The organism is Escherichia sp. E.sYA108, assembly GCF_011754335.1.
GTDB classification, from domain to species: Bacteria; Pseudomonadota; Gammaproteobacteria; order Enterobacterales; family Enterobacteriaceae; genus Escherichia; species Escherichia coli.
Map to the genome: position 1 here is coordinate 4,408,384 of NZ_JAAQVZ010000001.1, position 17,908 is coordinate 4,426,291.

Here is a 17,908-nt window from a genome sequence, read left to right on the forward strand (position 1 = left end):
TTACTGAATTTGGCCACCTGAACAGAGGTGATATGCTCACCTCAGAACAACACAGGTGCCATAATGAAAAAAAGAAATTTCAGCGCAGAGTTTAAACGCGAATCCGCTCAACTGGTCGTTGACCAGAATTACACCGTGGCAGATGCAGCCAGCGCTATGGATGTCGGCCTTTCCACAATGACGCGATGGGTGAAACAATTACGTGATGAGCGGCAGGGAAAAACACCAAAAGCCTCCCCTATTACCCCGGAACAAATTGAAATCCGTGAGCTCAGGAAAAAGCTACAACGTATTGAAATGGAAAATGAAATATTAAAAAAGGCTACCGCGCTCTTGATGTCAGACTCCCTGAACAGTTCTCGATAATCGGGAAACTCAGGGCGCGTTATCCTGTGGCCACTCTCTGCCATGTGTTCGGGGTCCATCGCAGCAGCTACAAATACTGGAAAAACCGTCCTGAAAAGCCAGACGGCAGACGGGCTGTATTACGCAGCCAGGTACTTGAACTGCATGGCATCAGCCACGGCTCTGCCGGAGCAAGAAGCATCGCCACAATGGCAACCCAGAGAGGCTACCAGATGGGGCGCTGGCTTGCTGGCAGACTCATGAAAGAGCTGGGGCTGGTCAGCTGTCAGCAGCCGACTTACCGGTATAAACGTGGTGGTCATGAACATGTTGCTATCCCTAACTACCTTGAACGGCAGTTCGCCGTGACCGAGCCAAATCAGGTGTGGTGCGGTGATGTGACCTATATCTGGACGGGTAAGCGCTGGGCGTACCTCGCCGTTGTTCTCGACCTGTTCGCAAGAAAACCAGTGGGCTGGGCCATGTCGTTCTCGCCGGACAGCAGGCTTACCATGAAAGCACTGGAAATGGCATGGGAAACCCGTGGTAAGCCCGTCGGGGTGATGTTCCACAGCGATCAAGGCAGTCATTATACGAGCAGGCAGTTCCGGCAGTTACTGTGGAGATACCGGATCAGGCAGAGTATGAGTCGGCGTGGAAACTGCTGGGATAACAGCCCAATGGAGCGCTTCTTCAGGAGTCTGAAGAACGAATGGGTGCCGGCGACGGGCTATGTAAGCTTCAGCGATGCAGCTCACGCAATAACGGACTATATCGTTGGATATTACAGCGCACTAAGACCGCACGAATATAATGGTGGGTTACCACCAAACGAATCGGAAAATCGATACTGGAAAAAACTCTAACTCGGTGGCCAGTTTTTGTTGACCACTTCACAGATCCTTATTACGTGAATATGGCCATCTGGCATCTCTATGAATTGCTCCGTGAACGCGATAATGAACAAAAGCAGGAGAAAATAGCGAGCACTACATTCATAACCAGCAATGAGCCCATCGAGAACAAGATCATCCTACATTCACCAACTAACGTGATCTTCTTTGGCCCCCCTGGCACTGGCAAAACCTTCAGGTTGCAGCAAAAAATGAAAGAGTACACTTCTCATGCTGTTCCAGCTGATCGTGATGCCTGGCTGGATTCTCGCCTTGAATCGTTGAATTGGATGCAGGTTATAACGCTGGTGCTGCTCGATCTTGGGAAACGAGCCAAAGTTCGCCAAATTATTGAACATATGTGGTTTCAACGTAAGGCATTATTAAACGGTCGTAATGGCAACCTATCGAATACAGCCTGGGCAGCTTTGCAATCCTATACAGTTCCCGAGTCGTTAACCGTTGATTATAAGAATCGGCGTGAGCCTGCCGTATTTAACAAAACAGATAACAGCGAATGGTTGCTAGTTGATTCACAGCTCGAGCAAGTGGAGGATTTGGTAGAGCTCTACGCCGAACTTAAACGAGGCCCTAAATCTGCCGAAGCCATCCAGCGTTTTGCGGTGGTTACGTTCCACCAATCTTACGGCTATGAAGAATTTATTGAAGGTATACGCGCTCGCTCTGACGAGAGTGGCAATATCTCTTATCCCATTGAGCCGGGTATCTTTATGCGCCTTTCCCAACGTGCCAATGCCGATCCAGGACATCGCTACGCCATTTTCATTGATGAGATCAATCGCGGTAACATATCCAAGATCTTTGGTGAACTAATCTCACTCATTGAAGTAGACAAGCGTGCAGGCATGCCCAATGCAATGAGCCTACAACTGGCTTATAGCGGTGATCACTTCAGCGTACCCGCCAATGTCGATATCATCGGAGCCATGAATACAGCGGACCGTTCTTTAGCTCTGATGGACACGGCTTTGCGCCGTCGCTTTGACTTTGTCGAAATGATGCCCGATCTCTCTTTACTGAGTGGAGCTAAGGTGAAAGGCATAGAGCTCGAGTCGTTGTTAGAGAAACTCAATAGCCGCATCGAGGCTCTTTACGATCGTGAACATACGCTGGGGCATGCGTTCTTTATGCCGGTAAAAAATGCACTCGATGCCGGTGATGAAGAAGCTGCGTTTAAACAATTGAAGATCGCATTCCAGAAAAAGATCATTCCGCTTTTACAGGAATACTTTTTCGATGACTGGAACAAGATCCGGTTGGTGCTGGCAGACAATCAAAAGCAAGACGACAACCTGCAATTCGTGATTGAGAAAACCGACGATCTCGATACGCTTTTTGGTAACAACCATGGTTTACGACACCATGATCAGCAATCAACAGCTTACGAACTCAAAGATTTCGATCAAGAGATCTGGAATATTCCACAGGCTTATCGTTCAATTTATCAGCCCCAGCAGACTCCCCTTGATGAGCAGGCTGTAAATCATGGGTGAAGTTATCTCCGTTTTTGAATATGACCTATTGGGGAGTGACAAAGCGGCTTCAGTTGGCGCAAAACTGGTGCCTCCACTGGTCTTTAATTATTTAGAAGCGCTTAGCTTGGCAAGTAATCAAGGGAGCCAGTTCCTCAAACTCACCTCTCGCTCAGGCTTCAAATTGCTTCAGGTTCAAAACTACGCGGGGATGCTTTCAACACCTCACGGTTTCCAGCTTGAGATACTGCCCAAGGTTGGTAAAAACCTCACAGCGGCTAATGCACGTCAAACATTACTGACGATGCTAAGCCATTTGCCTGGGTTTCGACATATTGAAACTCAGCAAGCCACTCTTCAGGCTCAGCGTATGCCTTTGCTTGAGATTTTTATTCACCAGTTTTTGCATAGCGTTAGCCAATTACTTAAACAAGGTTTACGCTCCGACTATGTGAGCGAGCAAGGTAATCTGGCTTTTATGAAGGGCAAGCTGATGCTTTCTGCACAGCTGCGACATAACGCGGTGAATCGCCATAAGTTTTGTGTCGATTATGATGACTACATGCCTGATTGTGCAGCCAATCGGCTCTTACACTCCGCGCTAGATAAGCTTCTTAGTCTAAAGCTGTCATCAGAGAATCAACGCTGGCTTTACGAACTGCGCTTTGCGTTTGACGGTATTCCACTTAGCCGGGATATTGAACGTGATATAAACAACTTACGCCTCGAGCGTGGTATGGCTCATTACAACGAGCCAATGGCGTGGGCGCAATTGATCCTGAGAGGAATGAGTCCGAGTGCTTTGCAGGGAAACACCAAAGCGATATCACTTTTGTTCCCTATGGAAGCGGTATTTGAATCCTTTGTGGCACAGACCCTACCCTACGAATTACCTTCTCATCTCAAAGTAATACCACAAGCGGCTACTTATTCTCTTGTGAAGCACGGGTCTAACGATTGCTTTAAACTTCGGCCGGATTTGTTGATTCAGTCACGTCGACCGGTACAAACCAAATTGGTGATGGACACAAAATGGAAGCTAATAAATAGCAACTCCCAAAAAACAACACAGTATGGGCTAGCGCAAGCCGACTTCTATCAAATGTTTGCCTACGGTCAAAAATACCTAAATGGGATTGGCGAAATGTACTTAATCTATCCTGCGCATGATCAATTTAACCAACCGATACAGCAGCATTTTGCTTTCTCTAAAACATTAAAACTATGGGTTGTTCCGTACCAGATAACAGCAAACCGCGGGGAGAGGATGATGTGGGTGAAGGATGTGTCCAGTATATAAATTTCTAGCCAAGCTGGCGATGAACCAGTCCTCTAAAAAATGGGTATAATCATAGTTTATTTACTAATTAAATTAATATAAAGTAATTACTTTATTATATGGAGAATTTATGAAAATGGGAAAAATTGCAGTTACTCCTAATAATGATAAAGCAGCCAGCCACTCTAAAGATGAAAATTTAGCCACAAATACAATTAAGAAAAACGTAAAACCTAAATATGGCGATGCGGCATTTTTAGAGTACACTCGACTAATAGTTAACCACCCGAATTATTTTGGAATGCCAGATCCCTTTGGGGAAAAAGGTGAGATTCAATGGGAAGCTCCATCAAATAGGGCATCGGGGAAATTTAAACACACTCATCAACGGCGCTATGAATGGTGGAAAAATAAAGCCAGAAGTATTGGGATAGACCCTGACACTGAAAAAGCATGGATTAGTAAAACAGCTAAACTAATTCATCCACTTGGAGTTAAACCATGCAAGAAATGCGGTAAAGAAATGGAATTATCTTACTCCTACCCAAATGAGCATTTCTTTTCTCGGGTTAGGAAACTTAATTATATAGATGAGACTTTTGAGCTATCTCAAAATGAACACATAGTTGATTTGTTGACTCGTTTAGATGATAGATTTGGTGAAAGAATATATTTAGATTTACCACATTTATTTTCTACAAAATCCATCACGATTCCAGATATTTCAAGCAATCTCGAAGCATGGATTGAGTATCTAAAAGAACAATACATACCTCAAGAATCACGTATGCTTAGCCCTGGAGCCATGGCAAATCCTCCAGATCGTTTTGATGGATTTCATTCATTTAACCGCTGTTGTCGCTCTATTGCTGATAAAGGAAGGACCAAAGAAAATCTTAAATCTTATGTTACTGACAGAAGAGTTTTCGAATATTGGGTGGATGGTGATTGGGTAGCTGCAGACAGGCTAATGGGCCAAGTTAGAACAAATAATATATTTATTAACGAGGAATGTTTGAATGCCGGAAATGGTGGTTTACATCCAACTCCTTGCCAAGCAGATCACATTGGCCCAATCTCACTAGGGTTTTCCCATCGCCCACAATTTCAACTACTTTGCAAATCATGTAATAGTGCCAAAAACAATCGTATGTATTTAAGTGATATAATCTCTTTATTAGAAGCTGAGAATGAAGGTCATACGGTTATTTCATGGTTCGCAGAAGAAGTATGGAATCGACTAAAACACTCTGTAGATGATAGTGAAAAAGCCTTAAGACTAAGTAAAATACTACGTGATAATAGACATACATATATGAATCTTCTTAAAAAAATAATGGATGAAGGTTATTATACTTTCCTTGCAAGTCTTTTACATCTTGAGGTAGCCAATTATAACCCAATATTTGAGGGATTATGCATTTCAAATCATTTAACTCATTATAAATCATTAAAAAAAATAAAACGTGAATCAAAATATGCTGCTGTGCAAAAAACAAGACGAATCAGAATAGCATTTACTTCATTGAATGATTATCATAGAAAAGAAAATCGGAACGCATTTATTGTATCAAATGAATTATCTGAGAAGTTTTTCTCTGAAGCTATGGATAATTTAAAATCATTAAGTGAAATTACATCTTGCTTAGATGAAAAAATATCCGGAATAATATCTGAGAATTCAGATTCAAAAAATGAATTTCGAACAATCATTACAGATCTACGAGAAATAGTGACAAACAATAAAGAAAAATTCAACTTGATATTAAAATATCTAATATCAGGGATGAGCGAAATAGGAAAAGAACTGGAATCATATTGGGAAAATGATCGTTATGTTCGCTCAATCCCAGAAGAATTTATAGAGTAAGACATAGCCCTCTTATAAAGAGGGCTTTATATTCCTTTCATAATATTCTGAAGGAGTAATATTACCTCTCATGAATAATTGATAGTCATTTTCGGGGTGATGGATATAATATTTACCACTTCCATCTTCACCATGTTGCAAAGGAGGCAGATCAGATAATGCATCCTTTACAGATACCCAAGATTCCTTATCTTCTGTTAATTTTTGTGGAGGTTCAATTGAAAATAAAGGGTCGTTTGAACCAACCAATATAACCCTTTTTCGGCGCTGAGGGATTGCATAATGTTCAGAGTTTAATATCCATCCATTCATAGTTTTCATGGTTGATGAGAATTCTTCTTTGACTCTTTCAAAGACCTTACCTTTTTCCATATTCAACAAACCAGCAACATTTTCAAAAATAAAACCGTTTGGTTTTATCTCATTTAAGAGAGATTTATAATGCATAAAAAGTGAATTTCTTGGATCATCCATTGTTCTGGCATTTCCTGCCGTAGAAAATCCCTGGCATGGGGGTCCACCAAGTATCCATAATTGTTTATCAAAATATAATTTCTTAAATCCTGATATTTTATCTGCTATTTTTGAAAAAGTTTCATTATCAGAAATGCTGCCACATAAAACTTCTTTGTGAACATTGTTTGAATATGTTTGTAGATATTTTTCTTCAATATCATTCGCCAATAATGGAGTCCATCCAGCCCATTTGAATCCTAGTCCCAGCCCTCCAGCTCCGGAAAATAAATCGATATAATAACCAGTATTACCTATCGCCTTCTCTATTTCTTTCGCAATCAGAAAAGCTAAAAATGGGGGCACTGCATTACCGATTTGGGTATTAATTGCTGTTTGACCTCCGAAGAAAATAAAATCATCCGGGAACGATTGTAGTCTTGCAGCTTCTCTCTGGGATAGAACACGATCTTGCTCATAGTGAATATGGCAACCATTCCCAGGTCGGTTAAAATATGTATTGATAGTATATGCAGGCATATCTGGAAGTAATCTACCGTAGTATGTTGAACGGCTTCCTTTTCCTTGTGCATAACTATCCCTAATTTGCTCTATTCTTTTAGACGGTACATCTAAAGGAATATTTTTCCAGTTGCCACCTGGCGGTACTGAGTTAACAATCATCATATCCAATTCACTTAGCTTTGCTGCCTTGTGATTGGGAATCATAAATGTTTCACTTTTAGTCATAATGTTGAAAAATCCTCAATAAACTTTCTTTTTCAGCTAACTCAATCTTATCAAATGAAGACAGAAGCTTATTAAATTCATTCAAATCCAATTTGTAAATATTTTTGGCAACATAAGCCTCAATTTTCAACTCAGCATCACAACATCCCTCTATGCAAGAAATCACAAGTTGTTTTAATTCAGAATGTTGTAATAATATTTTTTCAGACGGTATTGCAGTTTTTCGTAAGGCTGACAATGATACATGACCAGTAGCTAAAAAGCTTCTTAATTGAAATTCAAAACAAAGGGAGTTTATAATACCAAGCAAACTAAAGAGCGAATCTTGCGAACCACTTTTATAATAGACCACCCCTAATGAATTCCCTGCCAAAGAGTTAGGAGGTATTATCGTTGCAATCATTCGCCTTTTTTGACTCGGGCGTGAAATGTCACGCCATGCAATCCTTACGAAATTAGAATTGGATAGAACCTTATCAATTTTTTTCGTTATTCTTAAGCTCTTCTCATTATGAAAATTATACCTCCCAATCATTTTTCCTTTAATGAATAATAATCCGCCGCCACTTTTTTGTGTCCAGTCACTACTACCAGTTTCATCTATTTCTCTTCCTGCCCATATCTCTCCATTTTTTTCCAGACTACCCCATGTTGGGTATCCCTCTTGCAGCTTTCTTAACAAATGAACGGCATGAACACCTTGAGATACCGGAATGCTAAGATATTGAGAATCTATACTAGACAAATCAAAAAAACCTAGTGATTTAATATTTAAGTTTTTATCATACACACTAAGTTGAATATTATCATTAAGGGATTCACCTTTATTAAAAATAAAAGAACATGAAGAAACATCAGCACCGCCGAATAATTTAGCCTCAGCTGGATAATAATTTATGCAATCAATCCTCCCTGAATTAAAAAACTTTTCACGTAATATGTACGATTGTTCATCTGCGAAAAAAGATGCAGGCATAACTATAGCTACCAATCCATTTTTATTACATATTTCTAAGCTAAGTTCTGCACCAACACGTGAAAGATTAGTCCCCCACCCAGCAAATTTACGCTTCGGCTGAGAATATGGCAATACTCTTGACAAATAATCATCAAACTCACGAAGAGAGTCTATATACATCGATTTCATAGATGGTTCAAAAAAATCGAGCTCTCTAGAATCTGGTTTTATATTCTCCCAAGGCGGATTGGTTATAACACAATCAAAATAATCAACATATTTTTTAAATTCATAAAAAACATCACTATTTTTTATAGTAATGTTAATATTTGCACCTGCTAACTTAAGTTCAGACAACGCATTTTTAGCATAAGTGAGGCCTGTATTTTCTATATCGAACAGATAAACATTCCACTCTACATCTGGAAAACCATTTATCATCCATTGTTTAATAAGCAATGTAATAAGTCGACCATCCCCTGAAAATGGATCTGCGACATTATAACTTTTTTTATCACAGGAATTTATCAATGGTAATAACTTCTCTATCATCAAAAGAGCTATTTTTGGATCTGTATAGTATTTACCTGTCGCTTTTTTAGTGAATTTTGTTGTCTCGTCCAAGGACAGTGAATTAATTAAATGGATATGTTTCATGTAAAATATCTCTTCCATTAATAATATGGATTATATCATTTAACTTGTGAACACTCAACAATAACTGTACATAAAAACAGTCATTAAAGATTTCCCCTAGAGTGAGCATCGCTATAAAAATTTAAATTAATTTTATCCTGCTCCGAAAGAAACAGTTATCATTTATTCCATAAAGAATAACTTGCTTTATAATCACTTTAAATATCGATATCAATTTTAATACTATGGTTACTTACCATATCAATAAATAGCTTAACCCGTTATCTCGATACCCCTTAAGAACCCCTTCCGCAACTGCAACATAATCTACGCTCATCCACATGCCTGGTGCGTATTACCGTGAAGGAGATCGGTGAGTTATTGAGTGATCTCCTTTCATGAAAATACGCACCTGGCTTTAACTGTTCCTGATATAAGTTGACAGTTTTCTGTCCGTAAAACGGTTGATGAACTTCATCGGGCGTTTTGTATTTCAATGCCAAATGTGACCGCTCATGGTTATAAATTGCCACGAATTCTTTTACCATTTACCGGCCCTACGTCAGCTCTGCAGGACGCGAGAGTAAAAACTCATTTTCAGGATTCCGTTTATCCACTCAGCCTGCGCATTCTGGTGGCAGTTATAACCATTAGTCATTGAACAGGTTATTGATAAATAATTAAAAAACTCAGTTTTCTGGCTCGCCTGCTCAAGCTGTTCTTCAAGTTCCCTGATTCTTTGCTCGGGTGTCAGCGGGACAGTCGCCAGAGCCACAGGCAGTCTCCTCTTTACCTGGTCAGGAAGTCCGGGGCTCCAGTCAAGCCGGCCATATTTACGCAACCAGACAAGAACGGTGGAGCGCCCCTGAATGCCATAACTGCAGCCGGCCTGTTTATAAGTCATCTCGCCTTTTTCAACCTTCTCAACAACGGCTATTTTAAAGGATAGAGGATAATCACGTTGAGTGCGTTTGAACCCAGACATCATCACGTTCTCCGGGTTTAAGTCAGGAACGTGTCATAGCTATTCAGGACGGGTCACCGACACAAAAAAAGTCGCCCTTGAGCGACTCGATTTGCATACGGTATGGTGCGAAGGCCGGACTCAAACATGCGATTTAACCTCATGATTTAAAATTGTTAATAATAAACAACACCATCCTATACCAACACAGATACCAACACGAAAAATCACTGGTTTTCGGCATCGAACCAGGACAATCAGGTCCTGATTGAGATACCGAGCTCTGTTACTCGTCATCTTCCTCGACAGGCTCCATTGCATCAAGTGGTACTCGCACCATCGCGATAGAACCAATCCGGATAAAAGCATCTTCCCCATCTATATCGGTTAACTGATATCGCTTACTTGATGCCGGATAATTGTGTCGATTGGCAACAGTGTACTCTTTCGTACAGCCAGAATGTGGCAGACTGAGGTGGAATAGATAACGTCCGTATGCCCGCTGACCACCTCCGGGCGGGAGAGTGTGGTATCTGACATCATCATTTTTCCTTTCTGTTTATAAATGAAAATGCCAGCCGTGTTCAGGCTGACGTCAGGGAAGTGAAATCGGGTGAGTGATCTTCACTGGTTCTGGTACAAAAGTTACTGTTGGCGCAGGGTACGGATACCCTCCCTGGCCTGTGCGATACAGGGCAACAGTGCTGCCGAATCTGTTTTATCCTCATCGTTGTCGAAGATAATTCCCGATTCGCAGTCGATATTGTCCTGCAGCCACGTAATCAGAATATCCAGCGCTGTTTCCGTGGTTAATGATTTCATGTTGTGAATTTCCGGATTACCAGTCGAAAGTGGGTAAACCCGGCAGATATCCGGCACTGGCATCCAGATGAATGAGACTGACACCATAACACCGGATGAGTGTGACGACCAGACGACGGAACGTTTTTGACAGCCCCAGGCGCTTAAGCCGCAGAACCGGGTATGACCACGTATCGGTACGTAACAGATAACCGGTACCGGTAAAATGAATCCATTCTGATTCACCGAAGTCACTGGTCTGGTGTGACAGCGAGTACAGCCAGGCGTTGTCCGTTTCCGTGATATGTGCGGTACTGCAGCGTATGCCGGTAAGGGCAACAAATGGTGGCGTGCAGTCTGCTGAGGTCCGGTCAGATTCATCAACAACACGAAGGGAGTAGCCGTTATCGCAGACCATGTTAATCAGTTCAGCGAGATTAACACCATCAATGTCAACGACAATGCGCCCCATGTTCAGCGCCTGCACGTTAACGCTGTCGGCTTCCAGCGTCAGGGCCAGTTTCATCGTTTCGCCTCCGGATGCTTCCCCAGGGTAATGTTATTTACCGTTCTGTAATTGTCGCGGATCATCAGGCCTGTTGCCCGGCGAGCCCGGAGGATATCGATGCTGTTTATTAACTGAGAGTGGGTACAGGCGCTGAATCCCGGCAGGTCGGTACGTACCAGTGCGTATTTTTCCACGAGAAAGTTCACTGCATCACACAGTGAAATGCCTGCCTCAATATGCTGCTCAATCACACGTTCATCAGCGAACGGTGTGTCATTCAGCGTAAGGCCGTAGTGCTGGTCCAGCAGTCGGGTGAGCAGTGTCTGCCAGATGGTGACTGGAGACGGGCAGCACGATACCTCCCGTACATGCGTGTCGGGTAATGTTTTCATACTGAAGATTTTCCTGATATGCAGAGATAAAAAATGGGACAGTGGCGTGGTGAAAACACCAGGCCGGAGCAGAAGGTTATTCTGGTGGTTTACTTTTTCGTTTCAGGTGTCGGATAAACAGCCAGATAAACGTAACCACAGGAGCCGAGGGTGTCGGCTTCACAGGTCAGCCCCTTCGCATACAGTGTCACGGTATGCTGATGGCGGGGATTCAGTTCACCACTGGTGAGCATTAATTTCAGTTGTTTCATCAGCAGCGGAAAGGCCTGGTCCAGAGGGTACGCATCCGCATCTCTGAACCGGCCTCTGATACCGGCACGGTCGGCAAGGTAATGCAACCGGTTACCCTCCTGCACCAGACGGGCGCCGAAACAGGGCGTCACTGTGCAGGGTAGTCCCCACCAGGGATGGTCGTCATTGTCATCGGGATGCGTTGTCCCGGAAAGTGTGTCTGACACGATAAAATCCTCACAGAAAATCGGTGAATGATAGTTTAACGATGACGGGTCAGCCGGCGCGCAGACCGGCTTCGGTAAAGGTGTATTCGTTGATGAGCAGGACCTCATCCACAGCGGCGTCTGAGCTCTGCCAGTCGTACTCGTTTTCCGGGTGACGGAACATCAGTTCAGGGTGACGCTCATCAGCCGGACATACGGACCAAAACTGTCCTTACGGCGTTCTGCAAACACGGCCAGCACACCGGGAATATCCTGCACTTCACGACCGGTATACGCTTCAGCACTGCCGTGCCAGCGGTATTTGCCGGTACAGAACGGAAAAAGACGGGATGCCGGATGCTGACGGTGAATACGCATGGCTTCGCCACGGGTGATGATTTTCATAGTGGGATACCTCTGAAGACAGAAGATAAAAGTGAAAACAGGTGTGATGTGGTTGTGACGGGTTAAAGCAGACCATATTCGGCAAAGGAGAAAACCTGGCTGCCACCGACTATCAGATGGTCCGGCACCCGGATATCCACCAGGCCCAGTGCCTGTACCAGACGTTCCGTGATAAGGCGGTCTGCCTTGCTGGGTGTGACTTCACCGGACGGGTGATTGTGTGCCAGCACCACAGCAGCGGCATTGTGATACAGGGCGCGTTTAATCACTTCCCGGGGATGGACTTCCGTGCGGTTGATGGTGCCGGTGAAGAGGGTTTCACCGGCAATCAGCTGATTCTGGTTGTTCAGATACAGCACCCGGAACTCTTCACGTTCCAGTCCCGCCATGTTCAGAATCAGCCATTCTCGTGCCGCACGGGTGGAGGTGAAGGCCACGCCGGGTTCATGAAGATGGCGGTCCAGGGTTTTCAGGGCCCGTTGAATGAGGCTGCGCTCGCCGGGCGTCATCTCTCCGGGCAGAAAGGAAAGCTGTTGCATTGTACTTCTCTCCATTCAGTCGATGATGCGCATAATGGCGCTGCATTCCGGATGCTGCAGGGCGTAATCCCGCAGCCGGTAATAATGGACCGTCATGGCATAACACTCCGTACGACAGGCATGATGACTGTACGTCATCAGACAGGCAGCAATGCCGGCGGCTTCCGGGCTCATTTCAGCGCGGTTACCGTTCATGGCATTGAACAGTACCCATGTTTCGTCATCATCGTCATCCGGTTCGGGTGCCATAAATGCCCCGCCGTTGTTCAGGGTGTACAGATTCCAGATACCACCGCAGTAGTCTTCACACAGACGGTCCATCCAGCCGAAGATACGGGGCTCCAGGGTCACCCACTGTGGAATGAGGCCAAAGTGCTGCGGCCAGAAGCTGATGCGCCGTTCATCAGGGACGGGAGTGGCTACCAGTTTTTGCAGGTCAGTCTCCGGTGCACAGGCCGAAGAGGTGGTGTTCTGAGACAATGTTTTCATGTATGAAATCCTTGTAATGTGAATAAATGAGAGGGAGTAAAGGTCGGGAGCTGGCAACATCACGTTCATCACTGACCGTGATGACCCGGTAATATCAGGGATGAATGATATTCGGCTGAAATTCCGGACAGCCGTACGCGTAACCGTTCCGGTCACAGACGGATGGCCAGATGCCATTGCCTGTATACTCAGTCTGCACAGACTGATTTCTCCGGGACGGTAAAGCAGACGGGTACACCAGGCGCACAGGTCATCATCAGAAATGGAACGACACCCCGGCAGCGCCTCCGGGGCGTCGGGTGATTCTGGTGCCTGAATCACGCCTTCAGGGACATGCTGCATCAGCGCAGGCTCTCCAGCAGCGTTTCTGCCATTACCCACAATGCGCGGTTGAGCTTAATATCGGTGTCGATGTTGTGAATGGCACGGGTGTGGATACGTTTTCCTTTTGCACTGCGGCCGGAAATTCCGCCTTTCAGCATATTCTCCTGGATGGTCTGATATGCGCTCCACAGGTCTTTACCGTAATCCTCCCGGCGTCGTGGTGTCAGAATGTCAGCGGTGGTGACTGGCTGATGTTCGTCACCATAACGGTAAGTCAGTGCCGCCTGTGCCAGCGCCTGGCGTGTCGGTGGCGGCAGGACCAGCGACTGCATGGCATCACGCTTTTCCTCAATCCGGTCAAACACGCCCACCACCTCGTAAGCCCCTTCAATGACTCTGTCCACCACATTTCCCCGATGCGGAACACGCACTTCCCCCGGAGACTGACCACAGACGCATCCGTTCTGACAGACGAACCTGAAGTAACCCGGCAGCATCTGGTAGCTGGAGGTACCGTCATGGGAGTTGAGCAGAATGATTTCAGGGACATGTTCTCCGTTTATCTCTCCGGCCCGCCGCAGACGCAGCATGTGTTTTGTGTATCCCCGGCGGCCCGGGTCGCGCACACGGGTCTGGCAGGCGAAGAATGGCTGAAAGCCTTCCCGCTGCAGGCTTTCCAGTACGGTGATGGTGGGAATGTACGCATATCGTTTACTGCGGGAAGTATGCCGGTCTTCACCGAAAATACTGGGAACATAGTGCATCAGTTCTTCGTGTGTCAGCGGACGGTCACGGCGTATCTGGTTCGTATAACCAAAACGACTGGCTAGTCGCATAATTTGCTCCTTATCGGTGGTTAAGATTTACTGGTGTAATAAATGAAAAAGCCACGTCTCCCGGAGAAGACGCGGCCTGACAGATGAAATGAATGACGTTTATTGTCTGAGAAGCCCTTAACTGGCGAGCTGAGTATTAAGCTGTGTTCCGGCATCACCAGCGCAACTGACCTTCAGCATTACGGATAACCAGCCGGGAATATGTTCCCTGGTCATCTTCAGTAAACACATTGCGGTAAGCTGTTTTGACGGCAACAGCCTGTTCGCGTGAGAAAGGGCCTTCGGGCAATAAACGTGATGTACAACCCGGCATATCTGTTGCTCCCTGAAAGTAAAAAGCCCCGGTCATGATGACCGGGGCCTGAAGGAGAGTGACCTGATTATCAGAAAGTCACATTCAGCGTGGCCTGACCGTTATAACCTTCAGCGCTGCTGCCGCTGACGCTGTGGGCATAACCGCCCTGAACGCCCAGGGTGATATTTTCCCGGACACGGGCTTCCAGTCCGGCCTGCAGGTCCAGTGACGTGCCATTCCGGGACGGTGAGAACGTCATGTTACTGCCGGCGGCGGCTGTACCCATGCTCATGTCACCCCGGGAGCTGAAGGTGCGGATAACAGAAGGCTGTACCCACCAGTTCACCGGCAGTTCACGCACACGGTGTTTTGCACTGTCGCGCAGGGTGTCACGGGATGAGGTGCCTTCACCAAAGCTCATATCGTTGTGGCTGCCCAGACGGAAACCGGCACGCACATGTTGTGCACTGCCATGCCCAAACTTCACATAACCGGCGTTATCCTGGCCGTCATCCAGGGAAAGTCCCTGCCAGGTATACTGCAGTTGTGGCTCCAGCATCAGGTTGTCAGTGATACTGAAGGGCAGACCGGTTTCCAGTGAGCCCAGCCAGCCCCAGCCCCGGGCGCGGAAGTCGTTATTGTCCGATGACGCTTTCATGCTGTGGCGGGCTCCCTGTGCCACAATGTCAGCCCACAGGCCGGAGGACGTGTGTGTCAGATTCAGGTATCCGCCCAGGCTGCCGGCATCATCCCGGACCGTGCCGGCGCGGGAACCGTCATCATCCTTAACATCAACGGAAGAATGGCCTGCGGCACCATACACCCCTGTCGTCAGAGACATACCGGCAACCTCTGTTCTCAGCAGGTCACCCTCCAGACGGACGAAGCCATAGCTGCCGCTGCTTTCCGGCGTGGCTCCACGGGCAATACCGCCGTTGTTATCGTGACCGAGATGACCGCCCTGAATGCTGAGACGGACGCTGTTATTTTCACCGTTTACACCGGTCTGATGGCTGCGGGAGCCTGCCAGAATCCGGTCATAGTCCATTGCCTGTGTCAGCATGGATGTATACAGGGGGACTTCAGCACGATAAGCATTTTCACTGCGCAGGTACCAGTCTTCATCGCTGTCACGGTTCAGGGTGTAGTTAAAGGCGCCGGCCTGAAGCGGGCGACTCAGGGCAAACGCACCTTCTTCTGTGGTAGCGCCATTCTGTGCATCCACAACCCGGATACCCTGTCCGGTGGTTGCCACCCCGAGGTTACTGTTTCCGACATTTGTAAACGCAAGCCAGGTTTTGCCGGTTGCCTGACCACCATTAATCACCAGCTGGTCAGAGGCATTGCTGCCATCAAGGCGAACACGCATATTGATAGTGCCACCCTGACCGGTGAGGTTACTGGTTGTCAGTTTATGGAACGTTACCGGGGCGTTGCCTTTTGCAACAGCACGGCTCAGTACGGCATCCGGTGTTGTCTGATTGTCAAAGTAAATCTCCCCTGCGTTAACAATATCGCCGGTACTGACCACATCACCATTCAGTACCATGCTGGCGCCTTTACTGAGCTGTGTTCTGCCACTCAGACTTCCCCCGGCAGCCAGCATCAGTGTTCCACGATGTCCGACAGTGGTGTTGCTGGCCTGTCCCCCGGCATTAACCGTAAAGCTGCCGCCATTTTCCAGCAGCAGGCCGCTGGCCTGACCGGATATGCCATCAATACTGAACTTACCGCTGGCATTGGTCCCCTCAACAGTGGCACCACTGTCTGCAATCAGGGCACCACCGGATGTCATGGTGACACCTGTTGCCTTACCACCGGCAGACACTGCCAGGGTACCGCCGTCATCCACCCGTGTTTTCTGCGCTGAATGGCCTTCCAGTACATCCAGGCGACCACCGGACTCCAGAACAACGCCGTCAGCCTTACCGTTTTCCACCGTGAAATTGCCCAGACGGTTGCTGCCAAGAACCGTTGCCGCAGTACTGGTGACCAGTGCTCCACCCTGTTTCAGGGTGACATGTGTGGCGGTACCACCGGCGTTCACCTGCAGTTTGCCTTTCTGGTTAACGGTGGTATTTTCAGCCACTGCCCCATCCTTCACTACCTGCCAGCCGTCACTGTTTACAACAGTGCCAGACGCTGTACCGCCGTTGTGCACATACTGGTACCCCCCATTCAGCGTGGTATCCAGTGCGTGACCATGTACCGTCTGGTCGCCGCCGGCATAAACCACAGTGGTATTTGCTGTTCCTTCAGCAGCCACAATCTGACGACCATTTTTATTGATGGTGGTACGTACGGCATTTCCGCGAACAAACTGCCCGGTATCACCATTTTCTGCATCCGGTCCCCCTTCTGCGCCGGTATTCACAACCGTGTCGGTTGCCACTGCGCCGGATTTGACGGCCTGCCAGCCCTTCTCATTAATGACGGTAACCGTTGCAATCCCGCCTTCATGTACCCACTGCTCACCGCCGTTCAGAGTGGTATTCACTGCCTGCCCCTGAAGGCTCTGTCCGCCTCCGGCACTGATAACCGTGTCTGAAACGCTTCCTCCGGCATTCACTCTCTGAAGACCACCACCGGTGACAGTAGTGTTGTTGGCGATACCGCCATTTTGTATCCATTGCCCGCCGGTATTGGCCTCGTTATCCGGCCCATACTCCAGACCGGTACTGATGGTCATTCCGTTGGCCGTACCGAAGACAATCTGGTTGTCATGATTTGTCAGTGTTCCGCCGCTCACGGTTTCTCCCGCCTGTACGACCGTGTCAGCAGCCAGTACCGGGACTGACGTGACAGCAGCAAGAGACAGCGCAACCGCCACACCGGTGCGTTTTCCCCGTGAGCGCGCCAGTTCGGAAGCCACCACCAGGGTGCCCGTAATGTGATTCCATACCAGCCTGTAGCTGGTGTTCAGATGTCGTTTCATCAGCTTTTCCTTACAGAGGGTGAATAAAAAAGCCGGTACCCACAAATGTGGATACCGGCAGGTACAAAACAGCATGGTCAGATAAAGTGGTTTTTCCCGGACATAAATGCTTCCCCTCTCTCATCCGCCAGAGAAGTATCAGTCCGTTGTGTGCAATTCCGTTCTGCATGATGAAGAGATTCAGCTGCATTTTCGCAGACCATTAACCACTATAAACGATCGATAGTAACGATCGATACCTGTTTTATCGATCGTTTTATTCTATTAACAGCAAGGCAGTCACGCAAGAGAAAGAGGTGGGTCTGA

Annotated in this window: 13 protein-coding genes and 6 pseudogenes; 4 read left to right on the forward strand and 15 right to left on the reverse strand. The window is 46.7% G+C overall.

Going from position 1 to position 17,908, the window contains the following annotated elements:
- Positions 1 to 63: 63 nt before the first annotated feature.
- The 4 genes and pseudogenes from HBM92_RS21130 (at position 64) to HBM92_RS21145 (ending at position 5,880) form a co-directional block, all read left to right on the forward strand.
- A pseudogene (locus HBM92_RS21130) lies at positions 64 to 1,233 on the forward strand (IS3-like element ISEc52 family transposase).
- A 7-nt stretch (positions 1,234 to 1,240) separates the two neighbouring features.
- Positions 1,241 to 2,752: pseudogene (locus HBM92_RS21135) on the forward strand (McrB family protein); the annotation flags it as partial.
- On the forward strand, positions 2,745 to 4,031 hold the full coding sequence (locus tag HBM92_RS21140) for an McrC family protein (protein ID WP_000504875.1): 1,287 nt from the start codon (positions 2,745 to 2,747) through the stop codon (positions 4,029 to 4,031). The pseudogene HBM92_RS21135 and the gene HBM92_RS21140, both read left to right, overlap by 8 nt.
- A 109-nt stretch (positions 4,032 to 4,140) precedes the next feature.
- Positions 4,141 to 5,880 carry an Alw26I/Eco31I/Esp3I family type II restriction endonuclease gene (locus HBM92_RS21145; RefSeq protein WP_000781649.1) on the forward strand — a complete coding sequence of 580 codons (1,740 nt, stop codon included), beginning with the start codon at positions 4,141 to 4,143 and terminating at the stop codon, positions 5,878 to 5,880.
- Between the two features lie 12 nt (positions 5,881 to 5,892).
- Here the strand turns inward: HBM92_RS21145 and dcm are convergent, their stop codons facing one another.
- The 15 genes and pseudogenes from dcm to HBM92_RS21220 form a co-directional block, all read right to left on the reverse strand.
- Complete coding sequence (gene dcm, locus HBM92_RS21150; RefSeq protein WP_001295727.1) at positions 5,893 to 7,083, reverse strand: DNA (cytosine-5-)-methyltransferase; 1,191 nt, start codon at positions 7,081 to 7,083, stop codon at positions 5,893 to 5,895.
- Positions 7,076 to 8,698 carry an Alw26I/Eco31I/Esp3I family type II restriction adenine-specific DNA-methyltransferase gene (locus HBM92_RS21155; RefSeq protein WP_001295726.1) on the reverse strand — a complete coding sequence of 541 codons (1,623 nt, stop codon included), beginning with the start codon at positions 8,696 to 8,698 and terminating at the stop codon, positions 7,076 to 7,078. Before HBM92_RS21155 ends, dcm begins: the two co-directional genes overlap by 8 nt.
- 661 nt (positions 8,699 to 9,359) lie before the next feature.
- Positions 9,360 to 9,665: pseudogene (locus tag HBM92_RS25735) on the reverse strand (helix-turn-helix domain-containing protein); the annotation flags it as partial.
- Positions 9,666 to 9,927: 262 nt separating this feature from the next.
- Positions 9,928 to 10,041: pseudogene (locus tag HBM92_RS25740) on the reverse strand (transcriptional regulator); the annotation flags it as partial.
- Positions 10,032 to 10,181 (reverse strand): annotated as a pseudogene (locus tag HBM92_RS25155) (hypothetical protein); the annotation flags it as partial. The pseudogenes HBM92_RS25740 and HBM92_RS25155, both read right to left, overlap by 10 nt.
- 105 nt (positions 10,182 to 10,286) lie before the next feature.
- The gene (locus tag HBM92_RS21175) at positions 10,287 to 10,463 is read right to left on the reverse strand and encodes a DUF957 domain-containing protein (RefSeq protein ID WP_000839286.1); all 177 of its coding nucleotides are present in this window, start codon (positions 10,461 to 10,463) and stop codon (positions 10,287 to 10,289) included.
- Positions 10,464 to 10,479: 16 nt separating this feature from the next.
- Complete coding sequence (locus tag HBM92_RS21180; RefSeq protein WP_000761690.1) at positions 10,480 to 10,968, reverse strand: DUF5983 family protein; 489 nt, start codon at positions 10,966 to 10,968, stop codon at positions 10,480 to 10,482.
- Positions 10,965 to 11,342 carry a TA system toxin CbtA family protein gene (locus HBM92_RS21185; protein WP_000854759.1) on the reverse strand — a complete coding sequence of 126 codons (378 nt, stop codon included), beginning with the start codon at positions 11,340 to 11,342 and terminating at the stop codon, positions 10,965 to 10,967. The genes HBM92_RS21180 and HBM92_RS21185 overlap by 4 nt, the downstream gene beginning before the upstream one ends.
- An 89-nt stretch (positions 11,343 to 11,431) precedes the next feature.
- Positions 11,432 to 11,800, reverse strand: coding sequence for a type IV toxin-antitoxin system YeeU family antitoxin (locus HBM92_RS21190; RefSeq protein WP_001295723.1), 369 nt, complete (start codon positions 11,798 to 11,800; stop codon positions 11,432 to 11,434).
- Between the two features lie 162 nt (positions 11,801 to 11,962).
- Positions 11,963 to 12,184: a DUF987 domain-containing protein gene (locus HBM92_RS21195; protein ID WP_000692345.1), complete on the reverse strand. Its 222-nt coding sequence runs from the start codon at positions 12,182 to 12,184 to the stop codon at positions 11,963 to 11,965.
- Positions 12,185 to 12,246: 62 nt separating this feature from the next.
- A complete protein-coding gene (locus HBM92_RS21200) occupies positions 12,247 to 12,723 on the reverse strand; it encodes a RadC family protein (protein WP_001186775.1) in 477 nt (158 codons plus the stop codon).
- Between the two features lie 15 nt (positions 12,724 to 12,738).
- On the reverse strand, positions 12,739 to 13,212 hold the full coding sequence (locus HBM92_RS21205) for an antirestriction protein (protein WP_001350782.1): 474 nt from the start codon (positions 13,210 to 13,212) through the stop codon (positions 12,739 to 12,741).
- Between the two features lie 341 nt (positions 13,213 to 13,553).
- Positions 13,554 to 14,372 carry a DUF932 domain-containing protein gene (locus HBM92_RS21210; RefSeq protein WP_001234738.1) on the reverse strand — a complete coding sequence of 273 codons (819 nt, stop codon included), beginning with the start codon at positions 14,370 to 14,372 and terminating at the stop codon, positions 13,554 to 13,556.
- Between the two features lie 117 nt (positions 14,373 to 14,489).
- Positions 14,490 to 14,685, reverse strand: a pseudogene (locus HBM92_RS21215) (DUF905 family protein).
- A gap of 70 nt (positions 14,686 to 14,755) precedes the next feature.
- Positions 14,756 to 17,602, reverse strand: coding sequence for an Ag43/Cah family autotransporter adhesin (locus tag HBM92_RS21220; RefSeq protein WP_001546341.1), 2,847 nt, complete (start codon positions 17,600 to 17,602; stop codon positions 14,756 to 14,758).
- Positions 17,603 to 17,908: the final 306 nt, after the last annotated feature.